At 53.9% G+C, this 21,823-nt stretch carries 15 protein-coding genes and 1 pseudogene; 11 read left to right on the top strand and 5 right to left on the bottom strand.

The window, feature by feature from the left end:
* Window positions 1–112: 112 nt before the first annotated feature.
* The 5 genes from pgtC (at window position 113) to KOSB73_RS16355 (ending at window position 7,655) form a co-directional block, all read left to right on the top strand.
* The gene (gene pgtC, locus KOSB73_RS16375; RefSeq protein ID WP_165775013.1) at window positions 113–1,345 is read left to right on the top strand and encodes a phosphoglycerate transport regulator PgtC; all 1,233 of its coding nucleotides are present in this window, start codon (window positions 113–115) and stop codon (window positions 1,343–1,345) included.
* A complete protein-coding gene (gene pgtB / locus KOSB73_RS16370; RefSeq protein WP_098140695.1) occupies window positions 1,342–3,351 on the top strand; it encodes a two-component system sensor histidine kinase PgtB in 2,010 nt (669 codons plus the stop codon). Before pgtC ends, pgtB begins: the two co-directional genes overlap by 4 nt.
* Entirely contained in the window at window positions 3,341–4,591 is a 1,251-nt protein-coding gene (pgtA, locus tag KOSB73_RS16365) for a two-component system response regulator PgtA (RefSeq protein WP_004137024.1), read from the top strand. Before pgtB ends, pgtA begins: the two co-directional genes overlap by 11 nt.
* 350 nt (window positions 4,592–4,941) lie before the next feature.
* Window positions 4,942–6,225: an HAAAP family serine/threonine permease gene (locus KOSB73_RS16360; RefSeq protein ID WP_004120369.1), complete on the top strand. Its 1,284-nt coding sequence runs from the start codon at window positions 4,942–4,944 to the stop codon at window positions 6,223–6,225.
* 62 nt (window positions 6,226–6,287) lie between these two features.
* Window positions 6,288–7,655 (top strand): L-serine ammonia-lyase, encoded by a 1,368-nt coding sequence (locus tag KOSB73_RS16355; protein WP_049085481.1) that lies wholly within the window; start codon window positions 6,288–6,290, stop codon window positions 7,653–7,655.
* Between the two features lie 67 nt (window positions 7,656–7,722).
* Here the strand turns inward: KOSB73_RS16355 and KOSB73_RS16350 are convergent, their stop codons facing one another.
* On the bottom strand, window positions 7,723–8,166 hold the full coding sequence (locus tag KOSB73_RS16350) for a helix-turn-helix domain-containing protein (protein ID WP_004137028.1): 444 nt from the start codon (window positions 8,164–8,166) through the stop codon (window positions 7,723–7,725).
* Between the two features lie 721 nt (window positions 8,167–8,887).
* On the opposite strand from KOSB73_RS16350, the gene KOSB73_RS16340 reads away from it, so the two are divergent.
* Together KOSB73_RS16340 and KOSB73_RS16335 are read left to right on the top strand one after the other, a co-directional pair.
* A complete protein-coding gene (locus tag KOSB73_RS16340) occupies window positions 8,888–9,253 on the top strand; it encodes a DUF596 domain-containing protein (RefSeq protein WP_064342704.1) in 366 nt (121 codons plus the stop codon).
* A 244-nt stretch (window positions 9,254–9,497) separates the two neighbouring features.
* Window positions 9,498–9,611, top strand: a pseudogene (locus KOSB73_RS16335) (transposase domain-containing protein); the annotation flags it as partial.
* Between the two features lie 175 nt (window positions 9,612–9,786).
* Here KOSB73_RS16335 and KOSB73_RS31345 read toward each other — a convergent pair.
* From KOSB73_RS31345 to KOSB73_RS16325, 3 genes are all read right to left on the bottom strand, one after another.
* Window positions 9,787–9,918 (bottom strand): hypothetical protein, encoded by a 132-nt coding sequence (locus tag KOSB73_RS31345; protein WP_004218042.1) that lies wholly within the window; start codon window positions 9,916–9,918, stop codon window positions 9,787–9,789.
* A gap of 160 nt (window positions 9,919–10,078) precedes the next feature.
* Complete coding sequence (locus tag KOSB73_RS16330; protein ID WP_098140805.1) at window positions 10,079–11,425, bottom strand: ISNCY family transposase; 1,347 nt, start codon at window positions 11,423–11,425, stop codon at window positions 10,079–10,081.
* Window positions 11,426–11,815: 390 nt separating this feature from the next.
* Complete coding sequence (locus KOSB73_RS16325) at window positions 11,816–14,551, bottom strand: winged helix-turn-helix domain-containing protein (RefSeq protein WP_098140694.1); 2,736 nt, start codon at window positions 14,549–14,551, stop codon at window positions 11,816–11,818.
* Between the two features lie 246 nt (window positions 14,552–14,797).
* On the opposite strand from KOSB73_RS16325, the gene KOSB73_RS16320 reads away from it, so the two are divergent.
* From KOSB73_RS16320 to lpdA, 4 genes are read left to right on the top strand one after another with little or no spacing between them, the layout of a single operon-like run.
* On the top strand, window positions 14,798–15,757 hold the full coding sequence (locus KOSB73_RS16320; protein ID WP_004137130.1) for a thiamine pyrophosphate-dependent dehydrogenase E1 component subunit alpha: 960 nt from the start codon (window positions 14,798–14,800) through the stop codon (window positions 15,755–15,757).
* Between the two features lie 11 nt (window positions 15,758–15,768).
* A complete protein-coding gene (locus tag KOSB73_RS16315; protein ID WP_004137131.1) occupies window positions 15,769–16,788 on the top strand; it encodes an alpha-ketoacid dehydrogenase subunit beta in 1,020 nt (339 codons plus the stop codon).
* Window positions 16,789–16,791: 3 nt separating this feature from the next.
* Complete coding sequence (locus tag KOSB73_RS16310; RefSeq protein WP_098140693.1) at window positions 16,792–18,321, top strand: 2-oxo acid dehydrogenase subunit E2; 1,530 nt, start codon at window positions 16,792–16,794, stop codon at window positions 18,319–18,321.
* Window positions 18,305–19,702, top strand: coding sequence for a dihydrolipoyl dehydrogenase (gene lpdA, locus KOSB73_RS16305; RefSeq protein ID WP_098140692.1), 1,398 nt, complete (start codon window positions 18,305–18,307; stop codon window positions 19,700–19,702). Before KOSB73_RS16310 ends, lpdA begins: the two co-directional genes overlap by 17 nt.
* A gap of 43 nt (window positions 19,703–19,745) precedes the next feature.
* Here lpdA and glgX read toward each other — a convergent pair whose 3' ends face one another.
* Entirely contained in the window at window positions 19,746–21,821 is a 2,076-nt protein-coding gene (gene glgX, locus KOSB73_RS16300) for a glycogen debranching protein GlgX (RefSeq protein WP_049085290.1), read from the bottom strand.
* Window positions 21,822–21,823: the final 2 nt, after the last annotated feature.

The raw sequence follows: 21,823 nt of genomic DNA, 5'->3' as shown, positions 1-21,823 counted from the left end.
GATGATTAATCCGCCAGGCGTCATAAACGGGTAAGTTTTGTCTCAACGCTATTTTTTCGGTATTTCAATATTTATGAACGGGATCACAAACAGGTTTTTTCGTCGGGGCGGGATGCTCAGCAAAACGTGGGCGCTGTGGCTGCTGGCCGCCGGGTTTAGTCCCTGTACGGCGCAAAGCGAAGAACTGGTGATGGCGACAACGTTTTCTCCCGGCGCCACCGCGTGGATTATCGCGCGCTGGCAAACGGAGCCGGGGTCGGTGATGATTCGTACGCTCAACCGCACCAGCGCCTCGCTGGAACAGCTGCTTGATACGGCCAATGCGGAAAACGTTGATCTGGTTCTGACCTCATCACCGATGCTGCTGCAGCATCTTCAGGAACATCAAAAGCTGGCGCCGTTCAACGGCGCGCCGGCAGGCAGCCAACATCTGGTGCCAGAATCCATCCGTTCAACGTCCGTTGCCGTGGCGATGTCGGGGTTCGGTTTACTGATTAACCGCTCGGCGTTGACGACGCGGCATCTGCCCGCGCCAGCGGACTGGGACGATCTCACCGACCCTCGCTATCAGGGGGCGCTGCTGATGAGCAGCCCGTCGCGCTCGGACACCAATCATCTGATGGTAGAGTCGCTGTTGCAGCAACAAGGCTGGGTTAAAGGATGGCAGACGTTGTTGGCAAGCGCGGGAAATCTGGTCACGATTTCATCGCGCAGCTTTGGCGTGGCGGATAAAATTAAAAGCGGGCTGGGCGTAGCCGGTCCGGTAATTGATAACTATGCCAATCTGCTGTTGAACGATCCGCATTTGACCTTTACCTACTTTCCGCAGTCCGCCGTTTCGCCAACCTATGTCGCGGTGCTCAAAAACAGCCAGCACGCCAGCGAAGCGCGGCGCTTTATTCGCTATCTGCTCAGCCCGGAAGGGCAGCGGATCCTCGCCGATGCCAATACCGGAAAATACCCGGTGACGCCGCTGGCGGCGGGCAATCCGCGGTCGGCGCAGCAGGCGCGGCTGATGAATCAACCGCCGTTGAACTATCGCCTGATCCTCAAGCGTCAGCGTCTGGTTCAGCGGATGTTTGATACGGCCATCAGCTTTCGTCTCGCCCAGCTGAAAGATGCCTGGCGGGCGCTGCACAGCGCGGAAGCCCGTCTTAAGCGTCCGCTGCCCGAGATACGCGCGTTGCTAACCGGTGTCCCGGTCGACCCGGCGAGCAGTGAGGATGAAGCCTGGCTGGCGCAGTTCGATAATAAGAGCTTTGCCGAGCAGCAAATGATGGAGTGGCAGCTCTGGTTTCTCAATAACCAGCGTCAGGCGATCGCAAAACTGGAAGAACTCAAATGATGGGCCGGTCCATGCTGCAACGTTTGCGACAAATCAGCATCAGCACCAGCCTGCGCGGGGCTTTTCTGATGGGCGCGCTGCTGACGCTGATTGTCAGCGGCGTCAGCCTCTATTCATGGCATGAGCAAAGCTCGCAGATACGCTATTCGCTGGACGAGTATTTTCCCCGCATCCATTCTGCTTTTCTGATTGAAGGCAATCTCAATCTGGTGGTCGATCAGCTCAATGAGTTTCTGCTGGCGCCGAATACCACGGTGCGTCTGCAACTGCGTAACCAGATTATTCAGCATCTGGATAAAATAGAGCGGCTGAGCCAGGGGTTGTCACCCGTGGAACGCCGGCAGCTGAAGGTGATTTTGCAGGACAGCCGCGCGCTGCTGTCGGAACTGGATCGCGTGCTCTATAACATGTTTCTGGTGCGAGAAAAGGTCGGGGAGCTGTCCGCGCGTATCGACTGGCTGCACGACGATTTCACCACGGAGCTGAATTCTCTGGTACAGGATTTTACCTGGCAGCAGGGAACGCTGCTCGATCAAATTGAAGCCCGGCAAGGCGATGCGGCGCAGTATCTGAAACGCTCCCGGGAAGTGCAAAACGAGCAGCAGCAGGTCTATACGCTGGCCCGTATCGAGAATCAAATCGTTGACGATCTGCGCGACAGGCTAAATGAACTCAAGTCCGGAAATGACGATGGCATGCTGGTTGAGACGCATATTCGCTACCTCGAAAACCTGAAAAAAACCTCGGATGAAAATATTCGCGCGCTGGACGACTGGCCGAGTACGATCACCCTGCGACAAACCATTGATGAGCTGCTGGAAATCGGCATGGTGAAAAATAAGATGCCGGATACCATGCGCGACTATGTTACGGCGCAAAAAGCGTTAATGGACGCCAGCCGGGCCAGAGAAGCCACGTTGGGGCGCTTCAGGACGCTGCTTGAGGCCCAGCTTGGCAGCAGTCATCAGCAAATGCAGATGTTTAATCAGCGTATGGGGCAGATTGTCCGCGTCAGCGGCGGATTGATCCTGGTGGCGACGCTGCTGGCGCTGCTGCTGGCATGGGTATTGAACCATTATTTTATTCGCTCGCGGCTGGTGAAACGCTTTACCGCGCTGAATCAGGCGGTGGTGCAGATTGGGTTAGGCCGGACGGATGCGACCATTCCGGTGTATGGACGGGATGAACTGGGGCGTATTGCCGGTTTGCTTCGCCATACGCTGGGTCAGCTTAACGCGCAAAAACAGCAGCTTGAACAGGAGATCGGCGAGCGAAAAACGATCGAGTCCGATCTCCGCGCTACCCAGGACGAGCTGATCCAGACCGCTAAACTGGCGGTGGTGGGGCAGACGATGACCACCCTGGCGCATGAGATCAACCAGCCGCTGAACGCGCTGTCGATGTATCTGTTTACGGCAGGACGGGCGATTGAGCAGGGACAGACGGCGCAGGCGCGGGCGACGTTAAGTAAAGCGGAAGGGTTGATTAACCGCATTGACGCGATTATCCGCTCGCTGCGCCAGTTCACCCGCCGCGCTGAACTGGAAACGCCGCTGCATCCGGTCGATCTGCGGCAGACGTTTATGGTGGCGTGGGAACTGCTGGCGATGCGCCATAGGCCGCAGCAGGGAACGCTGGTGGTACCGGATGAAACCGTCTGGATCCGCGGCGATGAAGTGCGGGTCCATCAGGTACTGGTGAACGTGCTGTCGAATGCGCTCGACGCCTGCCCGAACGCGGCGAAAATTACGGTGAGCTGGCAAATGAACGGCGACACGCTGAGCGTGTTGATTGCCGACAACGGCCCCGGCTGGCCTGCGGCCTTGCTGCCGTCACTGCTGAAGCCGTTCACGACCAGTAAAGATGTGGGGCTGGGGATTGGGCTGTCGATTTGTGTTTCTCTGATGACGCAAATGGAAGGGACGCTGCGCCTGGCGTCGACGTTAACGCGCAACGCCTGCGTGGTGCTGCAATTCAATTTAACGGATGCAAAAGATGTTGAGTAATGAGTGTTCGATTCTGCTGATTGATGATGATGCCGATGTGCTGGATGCCTATACACAGCTGCTTGAGCAGGCGGGTTATCACGTCCATGCCTGCGATAATCCCTTTGCGGCGCGGGAGTGGGTGCAGAAGGACTGGCCCGGTATTGTGCTGAGCGATGTCTGCATGCCCGGCTGTTCCGGCATCGACTTGATGACGCTGTTTCATCAGGATGATGAGCAGCTGCCGATTGTGCTTATCACCGGGCATGGCGACGTGCCGATGGCGGTGGACGCGGTGAAAAAAGGGGCCTGGGATTTTTTGCAAAAGCCGGTCGATCCGGGAAAGCTGCTCTCGCTGGTGGACGCCGCGTTACGTCAGCGGCAATCGGTGATCGCGCGTCGCCAGTATGGCCAGCAGACATTGCGGGTTGAGCTGGTTGGGCGCAGTCAGTGGCTGGAACAGTATCGCCAACGCTTACAGCAGCTGGCGGAGACGGATATTGCGGTCTGGCTTTACGGCGAACCGGGAACCGGCCGTATGACCGGCGCGCGCTATCTGCACCAGTTGGGGCACAACGCCGATGGTCCGTTTATCTACTGCGAACTGACCCCGGCCAATGCCCATAAGCTTAATGAACCGATCGCGCAAGCGCAGGGCGGGACCCTGGTATTAAGTCACCCGGAGCACCTGACCCACGAGCAGCAGCATCAACTGGTGCAGTCGCAGAGTCTTGAACGGCGGCCTTTTCGCCTGATTGGCATCGGCAACGCTTCGCTGGTGGAGCTGGCGGCCAGCGGCCGGATTGTGGCGGAGCTCTATTACTGCTTCGCGATGACGCAAATTGCCTGCCTGCCGCTGTCTAAGCGGCCTGATGATATCGAGCCGCTGTTCCATCACTATTTGCAGAAAACCTGCCAGCGGCTGAATCATCCTGTCCCGGAGGTGGATAGCCATCTGTTGAAAGGAATGATGCGCCGGGTGTGGCTGAACAACGTCCGCGAGCTGGCGAACGCAGCCGAACTGTTTGCAGTGGGGGTGTTACCGCTTGCGGACACGGTGAATCCGCAGATGCACGTTGGAGAGCCCACGCCGCTCGATCGCCGGGTCGAGGACGTTGAACGGCAGATCATTACCGAAGCGCTGAATATCCATCAGGGGCGGATTAATGAAGTGGCGGAGTATCTGCTCATCCCGCGTAAAAAACTGTATCTCAGAATGAAGAAATATGGCCTGAGTAAAGAACACTACAAGGGGTTTTAGGGGCCACAGAGGAGGAGGGGAGTCATATTCGGTTACTTCCCCAACTTTGATTTTATTAATCGTATGACAAATAATGTTTGTTATCTCCGGGTTCGCCAGATATAAATATTCAGGAGATTAACCACCCGCACTAAAATAATAACGTATTAAAAATGATACTTTAAAAAATAATGAAATTTCAGTATTAATTTTGATGCGTTAAAAGTCACTGCTATCAATCAGGTTATGTGATCGCTGTTAGCGAATTAGCATAGTCGCATTTAATAAAATAGCCAAATAAACACAGCGTTTTTATTACCTGCATCAGAGTCAATAAATTCTGACCCTATTTTTATTACTGAGGCCATATTATGGAAACCGTTCAAAATACCCTCGTCGCTCGCGAGAGCAGCGGCTGGAGAAAGAGTGATACCGTCTGGATGCTGGGCCTGTACGGTACCGCGATTGGCGCAGGGGTGCTTTTCCTGCCGATTAACGCTGGGGTTGGCGGCTTAATTCCGTTAATCATTATGGCAATTCTTGCCTTTCCAATGACCTTTTTCGCCCACCGTGGTTTGACCCGTTTTGTGCTGTCAGGAAAAAATCCGGGGGAAGATATTACCGAAGTGGTTGAAGAGCATTTCGGTACCGGGGCAGGTAAACTCATTACGCTGCTCTATTTCTTTGCTATTTATCCAATTCTGCTGGTCTATAGCGTTGCCATTACCAACACGGTTGATAGCTTTATTACTCACCAGCTGGGTCTGGTGTCTCCGCCGCGCGCCATTTTATCGCTGATTTTAATTGTCGGTATGATGGGTATTGTCCGCTTTGGCGAAAAAATGATTGTTAAGGCCATGAGCGTGCTAGTATTTCCGTTCGTGTTTGCGTTGATGATACTGGCGCTGTATTTGATACCGCAATGGAATGGCGCGGTACTGGATACCCTGTCGCTGAGCGGCGCTTCGGCTACGGGAAATGGGCTGTGGATGACCCTGTGGCTGGCTATCCCGGTAATGGTTTTCTCCTTCAACCACTCGCCGATTATCTCCTCTTTTGCAGTGGCAAAGCGTGAAGAATACGGCGAGGATGCCGAGCGTAAATGCTCCCGTATCCTGGGCTTTGCCCACATTATGATGGTGCTGACGGTGATGTTCTTCGTCTTCAGCTGCGTGCTGAGCCTCTCCCCGGAAAACCTGGCGGAAGCGAAAGCACAGAACATCTCCATTCTCTCTTATCTGGCGAACCACTTTAACGCGCCGGTGATTGCCTGGATGGCGCCGATCATCGCGATGATCGCCATCACCAAATCCTTCCTCGGCCACTACCTCGGAGCGCGTGAAGGTTTCAACGGCATGGTGATTAAGTCTCTGCGCGGTAAAGGCAAATCGATCGAAATCAACAAACTGAACAAGATCACCGCGCTGTTCATGCTGGTGACCACCTGGATTGTTGCGACCCTGAACCCGAGCATTCTGGGCATGATTGAAACGCTGGGTGGCCCGGTCATCGCGATGATCCTGTTCCTGATGCCGATGTATGCCATCAACAAAGTACCGGCTATGCGCAAATATAGCGGCCACATCAGCAACGCGTTTGTGGTTGTGATGGGACTGATTGCCATCTCCGCCATTTTCTTCTCGCTGTTCAGCTAAGTTTCAGCGCCGCCGCTCACCGGCGGCGCATCCGTTTTGCTATGTAACCGCATGGGTGCCACATGATTAGCGTTTTCGATATTTTCAAAATCAGCATCGGTCCGTCCAGTTCCCATACCGTTGGGCCGATGAAAGCAGGAAAACATTTTGTTGATACCCTGCAGGAAAAAGGCCTGCTGCATAAAGTGACCCGTCTGGTGGTGGACGTGTATGGTTCTCTTTCATTAACGGGTAAAGGCCACCATACCGATATCGCCATTATTCTTGGGCTGTCCGGGTATTTACCGGATACCGTTGATATCGACGCCATTCCCGGCATTATTCGCGATGTCAACGCCATGCATCGTCTGTTTATTGAAGAAGGAAAGCGCGAAATTGAGTTCCCGGTGGCGGAATGCATGCGCTTTCACAATGAGTTTCTCCCCCTACATGAAAACGGCATGAGCATTACCGCGTTTTGCGACGGCAAAATCGCCCATTTCCAGACTTATTATTCGATCGGCGGCGGTTTTATCGTGACCGAGGAAAACTTTGGCAAGAGTCAGGGCGCGGATGTCGATATTCCGTTCCCGTTCTACTCCGCCCGCAACCTGCTGGCGCACTGCCAGGACAACTGCCTGTCGATTTCCGCGGTGATGATGAAAAACGAGATCGCCCGCCACGGCAGGGAGAGCGTTGAGCAAAATATGGCGAAAATATGGGAGACCATGAGAAACGCCATTAACCGGGGGATGAATACGGAAGGTATTTTACCGGGGCCGCTGAAGGTACCGCGCCGCGCTTCTGCGCTGCACCGCGTACTGGCGCCGCAGAGCCAGTCGATTACGCCGCTGAGCGCGATGGATTGGGTCAATATGTTCGCCATGGCGGTCGGAGAAGAGAACGCGGCAGGTGGGCGAGTTGTGACCGCTCCGACCAACGGCGCCTGCGGCATTGTCCCGGCGGTGCTGGCCTATTACGATCGTTTTATCAAAGAGGTGACGCCGGAAATCTCTATGCGCTATTTCCTGACGGCGGGCGCGATAGGCATTCTGTACAAGATGAACGCCTCCATTTCCGGGGCAGAGGTCGGTTGCCAGGGCGAAGTGGGCGTGGCCTGCTCGATGGCGTCTGCCGGACTGGCCGAGCTGCTGGGGGGCAGTCCGGAGAAGGTGTGCATCGCCGCTGAGATCGGCATGGAGCATAACCTCGGCCTGACCTGCGATCCGGTAGCCGGCCAGGTGCAGGTGCCGTGCATCGAGCGTAACGCGATTGCGGCGGTGAAGGCGATAAACTCGGCCAGTATGGCGATGTACCGTACCAGCGATCCGAAAGTCTCACTGGATAAAGTTATCGAAACGATGTTTGAGACGGGCAAAGACATGAACGCCAAATACCGTGAAACCGCCCGCGGCGGTCTGGCGATTAAAGTCGCGGTGTGTGAATCCTGAGTCCCATAAAAAACGCCTGTTTAACGACAGGCGTTTTTTCTTTCCCCGGCGGTGCAGGCCCTACAGTTTAGGGCTTTTTTTTCTCTCCGTCAGGCGGCTGGAAAGACCATACCACGCTGTTAGAAGCCGATGAGGTGTACCATTCGTTAATGGTGGCGTTTGACTCGCTGGTCTGCGTCGCGGCGGCCTGCTTCTCTTTTGGCTGATGCGTTTTTTTCCGAATGCGGATACGGGAAGGGGCCCCGGAATTGATCTGCGCTTTAAAGGTGCGCATATGTGAATCGAATAAAATCGACTCCAGTTGATGTAGTCGGTCGAGGCCGCGCAAAATACCAATCAGCGTACTGAGAGTGACGGACTCACCTAGTTCAACGCGTTTAATGGTTGCCGCGCCGACCTGCGCGCGTTCGGCAAGCTCAATCTGTGATAGCCCCAGTTGTATACGCGTTTCTTTAATTCTTCGGCACAGTTCAGAAATAATTTCACTGTCGGGCATGGTACTGAAACGCATCTTAATACCTCTACTACGTAATAAATCCTGACGGATTATTAAACATATTGACTTACAAATAAAGTGGATAATTTCTCTTTTGCGATAATCACGACATTATTTTTTTGGGGAGCGTCATCGAAAAGTGGAATAGTGGGATATTTTCAGCTATTTAAGATAATCCTGCTGCTAATGTTACCGTTGGCTGCCCTCGTTAGGATCCTGATGCTGTTTACCCACATGGCCCTTAGCCGGGCCGTTGCCGGTGCTGCCTCCGGGGAGTTGATCTTACTTAATTGTTCAGGCATAAAACATCGCTCCCGCCTGAATAACCCCGGTAAGCTTGATTGAAGTCAGTTAGTCAAGCTTTTCGATAAATCACAGCCAGATGGTAATATTAATATTTTTGGCAAGCCCATAGCGCAAGTGTTAGGCGATGGAGGAAGTAACAAGAAAGGCACAACAAAAGTTTTGGCTTCAGAATCACTTAATGATAAAGATATCTATACTTATGCACAATCACTTGCTGGAAGCACACCTCTTATCGAGGTGAGAAAGTCAAAAGGTGTTGTGTACTACGCTAAGTATGACGGGAAAATTATAAATCTGAGAAACTATTCAGCTAGTGCGCAAGAGTCTAAAGCTCGATGGACAATTGATATTATCGGCAATAAAGATATAAATAAAGCTTCAAACCTCTCTGGCAATAAGTTTGAGCTCAAGTTTAGATAGGGGGTTAAATATGATTACAAATGATGAATATAAAAAAAGGAAGGAAGCCCTTGAAGGGGCATCAATGGTTACGATTTGGGAAAATATTCATCCAGCTAGCCTGTCAGGTAAGATAACGCTGTCATTTGATGAAGAGAAAGAGTTATTTCTCTGGTTTATTGAGCGTTTAATGTATGAGGGGAAAGTGAAGCTTGGAAACGGTGGCGAGTTCTGGACGGGAACAATAAAAGAACAGGTCTCTAAGTTTAGAGAAAGTTTCCCTAATTCTCCTGAAGAGATGGAGTGTGGCGCTTTTAATGGGTATTGGTTTTTATCTGATACTTGTCCTGCTGGGCTTGTCTGGATTCACGAAAATGGCTATCAGGATTGGACTTAGGAGAGGCAGCCTGGAAAGCGAAATTTATCTGTATTAGCTCAGATCTGATCTGACAGTTAACGGTTATTTATACAGGTGTCTGTCAGATTACATCTGGCTTAAATTTTTTCGGCCCAGTTTGGGGTTCTACGACGGAACCCCAGTTTTTCCGTTATCTCAGTTTCACCGTAAGCGTCCAGCGAAAGCCGTCTGGTCATAATCTGATGCATCCGACAAAGTGGTGTCCACCAAATAAGGAGAGTGAGGAGCGTTGCTGTACAGTCTGATCGGGACGTGCAAACTGAACGGCGAGGATCCAGAAAGCTACCTCCGTCATGTGCTTAACGTCATAGCAGACTGGCCGAATGAACTGCGATAGACATTAACATTGAGTCTCTACAATATTTGTTATTGCAAGCTTAAAATGTCACCTGATTCAGCCAGTTAGAAATGTCACCTTAAGAGATGTGAAGAGAGAGAAAGTGGTTTATGTCAGAGGAAAGCAGGCATGAATGACGTACATGCCTGTGATGAGAGGCTATACCAATAAGCTGTTATTCGCCTTTTTTATGGTCGTGTTCCTTCAGTCCGGGATGCTTTGGCTTGTTTTCCGGAGTGACACGCCTTCTTTTATCTTCTTTGCCAGTTGATTCAGCAATCGGCTTTGGGCCAGGTTTAATACCCATAAAAATCTCCTTGAGTGACAAACAGATTCATATTTACGAACTGTGGCAGTAATGCCAAATATGAAATGAGGGTTCATGGTTATAAAACCAACTGACGTGTTTTCAGAAGCTTGCACTCCATCACACTGCTAAAGGTAAAAAAACAGAACAGAGCAGGGGGCTAGCGTTTCAGACTGGCTCGGAACTCTTCAGGATTAGCCAGTACGGGGTTGATGGCCTTGAGTTGCTCCTGAACCCGGGCCTGTGCACGTCGTTTGGGCATTTTTTTACTCCTATCTCGCTTTCCCTCTCGATCCAATTCATCCATCTTGTCCTGAGCCAGTTTCAGTACAGCACCGAGCCGTTTGTTATCAACGATTTGCCCCTGGTCGATGCATTCCAGTTTATCGAAGACCTGATAATTGAGTGATCGGTAGCCATATTTAAACGCCAGCGTACCATCTGGGTAGTCGTAAACTGTGATTTTTTCACCTGCAATTCTGGTATTTTCTTCTGTAGGCTCAACGAGATATATCATCTTATCGTAACGGAAAGTCAGTGTTTTCGAGAGTTTTCGTGATTCCTGCCAAGCAAAGATATCATCCAGATCTTCAGAGCTTTCAACCACCGGTCGATGCAGGTCTTTGGGATATTTTGCTGGTCTGGCAAAACGACGATTGAAGTCAATAATGAAGGAATCCATCCAGGCATTGGCATCCTCGATGCTGCTGATGCCTTCAAGCCGCATTTCTTTGATAAGTCGATCCTGAAGAGTCTGGTTTGCGCGCTCAACGCGACCTTTAGCTTGCGGGCTGTTGGCGCATATCAACTCGATCCCCAGTTCGGAAAGCACCCGGCCGAACTGAGTGATTCCAGTTGTGGTAGTGCCACCATTATTGACCCTGAAAATGCCGTGCTTATCGCTGTAGAACGCCAGTGGTTTGCCATGCTGTTCAAGATACTCGCGGGTGGCCATCATGTAATCAAAGGCTGATTCAGTCTCGCCGAAACGGAGGTGCATCAGGCGCCCAGTAGCATCATCAATGAAGACGAGCAGGCAGCATTTGGGGGCACTTCCTTCAAACCAGTCATGCGGGGAACCATCGATCTGAATAAGTTCTCCAAGGCAGTCACGCCGGTATCTGGGTTGATGAACACGTGGCCTGCGACGTGAGTATGGGACCCAGAGTCCATCAGCCGTCATCCATTTTCTCAGTGTTTCAACAGACACCGTGATGTTATGGCGTTCGCGCAATTTTTCTGCGGCCAGCGTTGGTCCAAAGTCGCTGTAATGATCGTGAAGTAAAGAAAGTACACGCAGCTTCAATGACTCAGGAAGTCTGTGATTACCGGGGCGTCCTCGTCGAAGGTTTACCAGACCTGCAGCACCAGATTCACGAAAGCGGTTCATCAAACGCTGTGTCTGACGTTCGGTCAAAGCAAGCTGATGAGCAGCATCTCGACGGCGCATGCGCTTTTCAACAACTGACTGAATGATGTTGATCCGACTGAGTTCTTTATCTGACATGGTCACAAGCATCCTGATGTCTCCATGGTCTGAGGATTGGATCCTTTATGCCAGAAAAAGTGACATCACTAAATGGGTTAAAAGTGACATCAGAATATTGGGGTTACAATATTGGTGCGCATAATGTATATTATGTTAAATGGTATTTGGGAGGCCGTGTTGCCACAATTCGCCCCAGTACCCATATCGCCCACCGAACCGGGATTATTCAAATCATTCCAGTCTCTAAAGAACTAACACCATCTTGTCATCCACCTGCCGCCGCAACGCCTGGATATAGCCCCTCCCGTCACGCGCAGTTTCACTCGGATCAGCACCGTGCAATAACGCATCACAAATTTTGTTGCTCCCTGTGAAAGTATGCCCGTCTTACTTTTTTGAGAGTCCGGGTTAATCCAGTAACTTCATTTCCAGAGCCCGACTCATGGCTTGCGTACGACTACTGACTTTGAGCTTGGCGTAGATGTTCTTGATGTGCCATTTCACCGTCTCAGTAGAGATAGTCAAGGAGCGAGCGATTTCTTTGTTCATCTGACCGTCAGCAATGAGCTGCAATATCTGCTGCTCTCGCTCACTGAGATCCAGGTTAACATCAAGATTTTCACGCTGAATCCGCTTGCCTTCAGACTGGCTTCCTTTGCCGGGCCAAAGAGCATCGGTTTCGCGTACACGGACAAGCAGAGGCTGCAATGTCTCGCCAGCATCAAGAAAAATTCGTTTGAGATGCTGTTGTGCCGCTAATTGCTGGGCGGGCTGCAATGCAGCCACGGCAGCCGCGTTTTCGCCACTATTCCACAAGGATAATGACCATAGCGTACGAAGACGCGCTGCGGATAGCCGGTCGCCCCGACGCTCCTGCTCAGTCACGAGTTCACCCAGTAAAAGGCTGGCTTGTGGGGCCTGGCCTGACGCCAGAAGAAGGCGGCTGCGGCTGACGATTGCATACTGAGCTATTGCGCGTTGACAAGGATTTTCGGCATCAATTGTGGCACGGGCCGCCAGTTGTTCAAGTTGCCGTTGCAGCTGCTCTGCGCCTGGATAATTCGCGCGCTGCAGGCGCACCCTCGCCTGCTCTGCTAACAATAAAGCCTGCGGCCGTTGCCATCCGCGAGACACCGCAAGTCGCTGCGCGTGTTCCAGTAGCCGTTCTGCCTCATGCGGCATATCGTCATTTAAGGCCTGACGCGCAAGATAGGTATAGCAGCGACTTAGGGCGTCGGGCGGACCAAACCGATCGATGAATTCGAGTCTATCTGCTAACAGCGTATTTAAGGAGTCCAGGTTCTTACGCTCGTAAGCCATTTCCGCCAGCAGCGGCGCAAGCGTCGCGCCGCTGGTCGACTGGGGGCCGGTATAACGCTCAGCCTGGCGCAAGGCATTCTCTGCATGCCCCCAGGCGTTCTCCAGGTCCCCCTGACCAAGATGGCACTGAGCAATGATAAAAGCGCGATAAACCGAGACAAACAGATTGTCTAATGGACTTTCCGGGCAAGGCATATGCCGCTGAACCTCAAGAGCGTCGGTATAGCGCTGATTAACCACGTGGCAGTAGCTCAGAATATTGCAAATGAGACCATCGACCCAGGTGTCTCCGCAGGGCACTTTAGCCAGCAACGGCTCCACAATCGCCAGGCTTTCCGGGATTTTCTCGGCAAAAGCTTCGCAAATTGCGCGCACGACACGTAATTTGAGCCAGGCGTTGGGGGCTATATCATCACGATGATTAACGACCATTTGGTCAAGATTATCCAGCAACTGCCTCGATTCATCGAAGCGGAAATAGTGCGCCAGCGCCCAGGCCAGATTGATTTGCAGGTCAATGCGCGAAGGGTCAGTACTCGCAGGTAAGTGACGCATCCAGGAAACCAGGGTGTCTATATCCCCTTCTTCCGCCAGTGACTGCGCGCCCGCGCCATCCTGCCCGGGGTTATGGATCGGCTTGCCCGCTGCAAGTGCGTGGCGTACCGCCTCGGACCACAATCTCTGTTCAACAAACCAATGACTGGCTAATTCATGTAAATGCTTGAGGTTGATATCGTTGTTCTGCTGCAATATCGTTCGCAGGGTTTCCTGCAAAAGAGGATGGTAGCGAAACCAGCAGCCTTGTTCGTCCAGGGCTGACAAAAAAAGATTGTGCCGCTCAATCCATGCCAGTATCGCTTCACTATCATCACGCCCAGTAACCCTATTACATAACCCGGCATTTAAACGATTGAGAAACGATGTTTTGACAAGAAAATCAAAAACTTCCGCTGGCAATGGGTCAAGTACCACCTCTTTCAGATAACGGGCGATGGCGCGGGTTCCACCACGGATATTGCGCAGCAGATGTTCTGGATCATTGAGCAATTCTGGGGACAACGAAGCGATTTTCATGCCGGCGATCCACCCCTCTGTCGCGGAAAGCAGCCGCTGTACATGCTGATTACTGAGTGGTACGTCAATCGTCTGGCTGAAATAGTTTCTGGTTTCTTCGAGCGTGAATTGCAGGTCTCGATCGTAGATCTCCACCAATTGGTCCTGCGCCTGAAGCAGGCTCAGGGACAAACTGGGGTGGAAACGGCTGCCAATGATCAGATGCAAGGCGGCAGGAGCATGCTTGAGCAAATATCCCAGGGCTTCATATACGCCGGCATCATTAATCATATGGAAGTCATCAACGATCAAATACAGATCGTGCGGACAGTAATGCAGTTGGTTAATCAACCCGGCCAGCAGCTGTTGCGAGCTGGAGGTCGTCTGTTCTTCTATGTTGCGCCAAAAGTCGGCGTCCCAATCGCCATAGAGCGGCCGCAATGCTTGCAGCAGATAAGGAATGAACTGCCATACGCCATCATCATCCTCATCGAGGCTAAGCCAGGCAACGCGTTCGCCCTGGGCAATCATGTGCTGATACCACTGCGCCAACAGCGTGGTTTTGCCAAATCCAGCGCCCGCGCAAACCACGCCCAGACGGCGTTGCTGCATGCGATCGAGGAGTAAAAGAAGCCGTGAGCGCTGTAGCAGCCGAATCGAAGAGCGTGGCGGGACGAATTTGGTCAGGATTAGCGGCAAATCTCTGGTCAGCCGCAGTGGTCCGGAGACCAGTGAAGTTGCCTGACGACTTTTAACATCCGATGGCTTCATCCGTGGTTATCTACCCGTATTCTTTTTTTATCAATTGTACGCCAGAGCCCGGGACGACATGGAACCGCCCCTCTCGATAGATACATAAAATTTATAAAGTTTGACCTCAAGCATGTAAACCCCCTCCTACCCCCCCATGAAGGTGGCTTCGCACCTCCTCGTCGCACTCGTAGATTCATTGCATCGGCGTGGTTAAGGGGCTTCCAGCCTGCCCGCCTGACGACCTTTACTGAGGAGAATTAAGTGATGCTTAACAAACAGGCTTTACTCCAGGCTTACCGTAAGATGCGCGAAATCCGGACGTTTGAGGAGCGTTTGCATCAGGAAAACACCAGCGGTGATATTCCGGGCTTCATTCACCTTTATACCGGTGAGGAAGCCATTGCGGTGGGGGTCTGCGAAAATCTGACTAACGCTGATTTCATTGGGTCCACACACCGTGGACATGGCCACTGTATTGCCAAAGGCTGCGATATTCACGGCATGATGGCTGAAATATTCGGTAAGGACAGCGGATTATGCCGGGGCAAGGGGGGCTCAATGCATATTGCCGATCTGTCGAAAGGTATGCTGGGTGCGAACGCTATCGTGGGTGGCGCCCCTCCGTTAGCCATCGGCGCTGCGCTGACGGCCAAAACCCTTAAGACCGGTAACGTTGGGGTCTCTTTTACCGGTGACGGCGGTTCTAACCAGGGCCTGGTATTTGAAGCCATCAACATGGCAGTCGTGCTGCAACTCCCTGCCATCTTTATTTTCGAGAACAACGGTTATGGCGAAGGAACGGGCCATGACTACGCCGTCGGTGGTCGTGATATCGCCGGGCGCGCCGCGGGCTTCGGTTTACCGGCAGTGACGGTTGATGGCACCGATTTCTTTGCCGTTTACGATGCCACCGCAGAGGCAGTCAAGCGCGCCCGAGAAGGTGGAGGCCCAAGCGTGATTGAGGCCAAAGCTTTCCGCTGGCACGGTCACTTTGAGGGCGATCCGGCGCTTTACCGTGCTGAGGGCGAAGTTCAACGTCTGCGCGAACAACATGATCCGCTGAAGATTTTCACCGCCAGGGTCAAACAACACATCTCCCTTGAGGAACTGGCGGCGATCGACGCGGAGGTTGAAGCACTTGTCGATGATGCTGTATTCAAAGCCCGCGCCGCTGCCTACCCGGCACCGGAAGACCTGCTTACAGACGTTTACGTCTCATACTGAGGGTGATAACAATGCCTATAAAAACCTATCGAGAAGCGGTCAAGGAAGCCCTGGCCCAGGAAATGGAGCACGACGAACGCGTCGTTCTGATTGGTGAAGACTTGCGTGGCGGTCACGGCGGAAATGCGCCCGAAGAAGCAAGGATAGAGGCTTTTGGCGGTGTGCTCGGAGTCACTAAAGGGCTGTGGACGCAGTTCGGCTCCGACCGGGTGATCGACACCCCCATTACGGAGTCGGCGATCGTCGGCATGGCTGCCGGCGCCGCAGCAACGGGTCTGCGGCCGGTGGCGGAGCTGATGTTTATGGATTTTTTCGGTGTTAGCCATGATGCGCTGTACAACCAGGCAGCAAAGTTCCGCTATATGTTTGGCGGCAAGGCTAAGGCGCCGCTGGTGATGCGGGGCATGATCGGCGCTGGTTTTTCTGCCGCAGCCCAGCATTCGCAGTCACCCTATAATATTTTTGCTACCACACCGGGGCTCAAGGTGGTCGTGCCATCGACGCCTTATGATGTCAAAGGGCTGCTGATCCAGTCGATACGCGACGACGATCCGGTGGTGTTCTGCGAGCATAAAATGCTTTATGACCTCAAGGGCGAGGTACCTGACGAGATTTATACCATTCCCCTGGGCGTCGCTAACTATACCCGTGAAGGTGAGGATGTCACCATCATCGCGTTGTCGGCAATGGTACATAAAGCAAACCAGGTCGCCGACAAACTGGCCAGGGAGGGGATCTCGGTGGAGGTGGTCGATCCACGTACAATCTCGCCTCTGGACGAAGAAGGTATTCTGGAATCCGTGGCTTCTACGGGCCGCGTGGTCATTGTCGACGAGTCAGCCGCGCGTTTTGGCTTTGCTCATGATGTCGCCGCGCTGATTGCTTCCCAGGCATTCCATTTCCTCAAAGCGCCTATTGTTCTGGTGACACCACCACACACCCCGGTACCGTTCTCCCCTGCTCTCGAAAAACTCTGGATCCCTGGCGTTGAACGTATCGAAGCTGCCGTCCGTCAAGTGCTGGAGGATTAAGCTATGAGCGATATCAGGACACTTGAAATGCCGAAGTGGGGTCTTTCAATGGAGGAAGGCGTGCTCGCGCGGTGGGCCATCCAGGAGGGTGACCGCTTCGCCAAAGGGCAGGAAATCTGTGAAATTGAGACCAGCAAAATCGTCAATGTTCTGGAGGCCCCCTTCGCCGGTACGCTACGGCGGATAATCGCCCGAGTGGGAGATACCCTCCCGGTCGGCGCTGTTTTGGCGCTGGTCGCTGACTCTGCGGTAAGCGATGCTGAACTGGATGCCTTCGCTGCCAGTCTGGCCGCGGCGCAGCCAGCAGCTCCTGTCACGCAGACTACCGAGCCTGCTGTAGCGACCGCGGCGCCCTCCTTTGTACCGGCCCCCGCCAATAAGCCTGCGGCATCCATTGGGCAGACCGATGTACCCATCAGCCTGCAAGGCAAAACCGATCCGACTCAGGTGAATGCCACTCCCCATGCGTTACGGCTGTCTGCGCGGTTGGGCGTTGACTTGAAAAAGGTCTACGGTAGCGGGCGCGGCGAGCGTATCTCCGTGGCTGACCTGGAGAGCGCGATCGTTGCCGCAGGCGGCCGCGTCGCCTCTCCGCCACCGCCAGTGCGTTCCGGCAAAGCGCCGCGATCGCATACCGATGATAGCCAGGTCCCGGCAACCCCGTTGGCGCGCCGTCTGGCCAACAAACTGGGGATCAACCTGCACGACTGCCGCAAAAGCGGTTCACTTGGACGGGTGAGTCGCGATGATGTGCTGGCGGCCGCTTTGCTGCTTGATGGGCTACCCCAGGCCGGGGCTCCACAAGCCACGTCAGCGACAGCCTTTGAGACGTTGCCGATGTCCAGTATGCGGCGAGCGATCGCTGGCCGTTTGCAAATGTCCAAGCAACATGCACCCCATTTCCGTTTGACCGTCGATCTCGACCTGGACCGACTCTTAGCATTGCGTAAGGAAATCAACAGCGAAGTACCCGGCGTCAAGATTTCGGTTAACGATATGCTGGTTAAGGCCTGCGCCATGGCGCTGATAGCCGTGCCGGACGTCAACATACAGTTTGATGAGGCGACCCAGAGCATCCGCCGTTTTGCCGATGCCGACATTTCCGTGGCCGTTGCGCTGCCGGACGGGTTAATTACCCCTATCGTACGTTCGGCCAACAGCAGGTCGATAAGCGACATATCAAACGAAGTTCATTCTCTGATAACCAAAGCCCGGGCGGGCATGCTCAAGCCCGAAGAGTTCCAGGGCGGCACCTTTAGCGTGTCAAACCTGGGCATGCTCGGAGTACGGCAGTTTGACGCCATCATAAACCCACCCCAGGGCGCGATCCTTGCGATTGGCGCAGGCGAGCCCCGAGCGGTAGTTCGCGACGGACAGATCGTCGTCCGCCATCAACTGACCGTATCGCTGTCCTGCGATCACCGGGTCATCGATGGGGCGTCAGGCGCGGCGTTTCTCCAGGCGCTCAAGCGGCTGGTTGAAACACCGACGCTGTTGTTTATCGGGGAGACGAGCTATGCACGACAAATATGATGTACTGATAATAGGTGGCGGGCCTGGGGGGTATGTCGCCGCCATTCGTGCCGGCCAGCTAGGGCTTCGTACCGCATTGGTGGAAAAGCAGCATTTAGGGGGCATCTGCCTGAACTGGGGATGCATTCCAACCAAGGCGCTGCTGCATGGCGCAGAGGTGGCGCACACTATTGCGCATGCCGATCGGCTGGGTTTTAGTCTCAGCGAGGTGAGTTTCGATCTGCAGAAACTGGTGCAGTTTAGCCGCGCCGTGTCGCAACAGCTGAGCGGAGGTGTCGAGTACCTGTTGAAGAAAAATGGCGTGACGGTCATAGCCGGCACCGCCCGGCTGTGCGGTAAGGGGCAAGTCACGGTCGCCGATCCCCAGGGGGAAGAGCGAGACTATCGCGCTGATCATGTGATCCTTGCGACTGGCGCCCGGCCGCGAGCGTTGCCAGGAGTCGAGCCAGATGGCGAGCGAATCTGGACCTATTTCGAGGCCCTGCAGCCTGAGCGCTTACCGGAGTCTCTATTAATCATCGGTTCAGGGGCCATCGGAGTGGAGTTCGCCAGCCTTTATAACGATCTTGGCAGCAACGTAACGCTGGTCGAACAAGCCGCGCAGATTCTGCCCGTTGAAGACGCCGAAGTATCCGCTACCGTGCGTAAATCGTTCGAACGACGCGGTATACACGTCCATAGCCAAACGCTGCTGACGCAGGTAAAGCGCACCGATACGGGCGTGCGCTGCGCCTTGAAAACCACCGGCGCCGAACAGACACTGGAAGTCGAACGTGTGCTGTTGGCAGCGGGCGTGCAGCCTAATGTGGAAGGCCTGGGGCTGGAAGCGCTGGGCGTTGAGTTGGACCGCGGGTTTATCAAGACGGATGCAGCTTGCCGAACCAACGTATTTGGCCTCTATGCTATCGGCGATGTGGCTGGCCCGCCGTGTCTGGCGCACAAAGCCAGCCACGAAGGCGTGATCTGCGTCGAGACGCTGGCTGGCGTCGAAGGCGTACGCCCTCTTAACCGCGACTATGTGCCCGGTTGTACCTATGCCCGGCCACAGGTTGCCAGCCTGGGCTTGACAGAGGCGAAGGCTCGCGAGACGGGACGGCCAATCAAGGTCGGTAAGTTCGCATATCAGGGGAATGGTAAGGCGCTGGCCAGCGGTGAGACGGAGGGTTTTGTAAAGACTATTTTCGACGCCGAAACCGGCGAATTACTGGGCGCGCATATGGTTGGTGAGCAGGTCACTGAACAGATCCAGGGTTTTGGTATCGCGCATCATCTGGAGGCTACAGATGAGAGTCTCTTATCGATGATCTTTGCTCATCCAACGCTTTCTGAAGCCATGCATGAATCCATCCTTGCCGCCAGCGGTCAGCCGCTGCATCAATAATGACAATATAAACCCGGCATTCAACGCCGGGTTTACCTGTACGCTAAGGCCGTCTGAATAGCGCAATGCTGCGCCCGGCCAGAACAAAATCAATCGCTTCCGTAATGGTGACGCCGTCACTTTTCACTTCAGCGGTCGACAGCTCAAGAACCCAGCCGCCTTCGCCGAACTGCGGTATCTGGAACGCAACATCGCCCTCAAACGGATTGAACAGCATCAGAACGTCGTGCCAGATCCCCTCCTCCTCTTCGAGATCGGGTCGACTGATGGCAAGGCCTAACGTTGACCCTTCATCCCACTGCTCAGATTGCTGCAAACCGCCGCCGGCGTTAAACCAGCGTATCTCGAGCCCATCGCGCCAGCTTTCACGGCGTAAAAGCGGTTGTTGCGCGCGCAGCGCGATCAGGCGCTGGGTGAAATGGCGTAATGCGTGGTCATCTTCGGACAGCGCTTCCCAGTTGATCCATGAAATCTCGCTGTCCTGACAGTAGCCATTATTATTTCCCTGCTGCGTACGGCCAAATTCGTCCCCGGCCAGCAGCATCGGGGTGCCGTGGGAGAAAAATAGCGTGGTGAGGAAGTTACGCTTCTGGCGTTCACGGACCGCGACGATAGCCTGATTTTCTGTCGGCCCTTCCTCGCCATAATTGCAGGAACGGTTATCATTGTGCCCGTCGTTATTATCCTCACCGTTGGCTTCATTATGTTTCTCGTTATACGAAACCAGATCGTTTAACGTGAAGCCGTCATGAGCGGTAATAAAATTGACGCTGGCCCACGGACGACGGCCGCGTAAATCGTACAGATCCCCCGACCCCAGCAAACGGGCGGCAAAATCGGTAGACACGTTATCCCCCTTCCAGTATTCCCGCACCGTATCGCGGTATTTGTCGTTCCACTCTCCCCAGCCCGGCGGAAAACCGCCAACCTGATAGCCGCCGGGGCCGATATCCCAGGGCTCGCCGATCAGTTTAAGTTTTGCCAGCACGGGATCCTGGGTTATGGCGTCAAAAAAACCGCCTCGCGGATCGAACCCCTCTGGTTCACGGCCGAGAATGGTTCCAAGATCAAAACGAAAGCCGTCAACGTGCATGGACTGAGCCCAGTAGCGTAGCGAATCCATCACCATCTGCAGCACCCGGGGATGGGACGTATTCACCGTATTTCCCGTCCCGGTATCATTGATGTAATAGCGATGCCGATCCGGCATCGTCCGGTAATAGGAGAAATTATCGATGCCCTTAAATGAGAGCGTCGGGCCCAGCTCATTCCCTTCAGCGGTATGGTTGTAAACCACGTCAAGGATCACCTCAATACCGGCGTCATGAAAAGCGCGCACCATATTGCGGAACCCGGCAATACCCGCGGGCCCGTAGTAACGGGACGCGGGGGCGAAGAAGCCCAGCGTATTGTAACCCCAGAAGTTTTTTAGTCCCCGGTCAAGCAGATGCTGGTCGTCGGGAAACCAATGTACGGGCAGCAGCTCAACGGAAGTGATGCCGAGGCTTTTGATATACTCGACGGAGGCCTGATGCCCAAGCCCCTCGAATGTGCCGCGCAGCTCGGGGGGGAGCGCCGGATTAAGCTGGGTAAACCCTTTCACATGCGTTTCGTAAATCACCGTATTCGGCCAGCGAATGTCGGGGCGATTTTCCCCCTGCCAGTCGCACGCATCCGGGTCGACAACCTTGCATTTCGGCGTAAAAGGCGCGCTATCGCGGGTATCAAAGCTGAGGTCTTTCTCCTCATGCCCCAGCTCATAGCCAAAATGGGCGTCGTTCCACGCGATATCGCCTGCCAGCTCCCGCGCGTAGGGGTCGATAAGCAATTTATGCGGATTAAAACGATGCCCGTTTTCCGGATCGTAAGGGCCGTAGACGCGATAACCGTATAACGCCCCAGGCTGAAGATCGGGCACGTAGCCGTGCCAGATTTCGTGCGTATATTCCGGCAGTTCCAGCCGGGCTATTTCCTTTTTCCCCGAAGGATCGAACAGGCACAGCTCAACCCGTTCAGCGTGCGCGGAGAAGAGCGCGAAGTTAACGCCTTTTCCGTCAAAATGAGCCCCCAACTGCTGGCTGTCGCCGGGCCGTATTGCAAAAGCTTTTTCCTTGCGCATCG

This window comes from Klebsiella grimontii (assembly GCF_900200035.1).
Classification (GTDB): Bacteria; Pseudomonadota; Gammaproteobacteria; order Enterobacterales; family Enterobacteriaceae; genus Klebsiella; species Klebsiella grimontii.
This window is presented reverse-complemented; position numbering and strand designations above follow the sequence as displayed.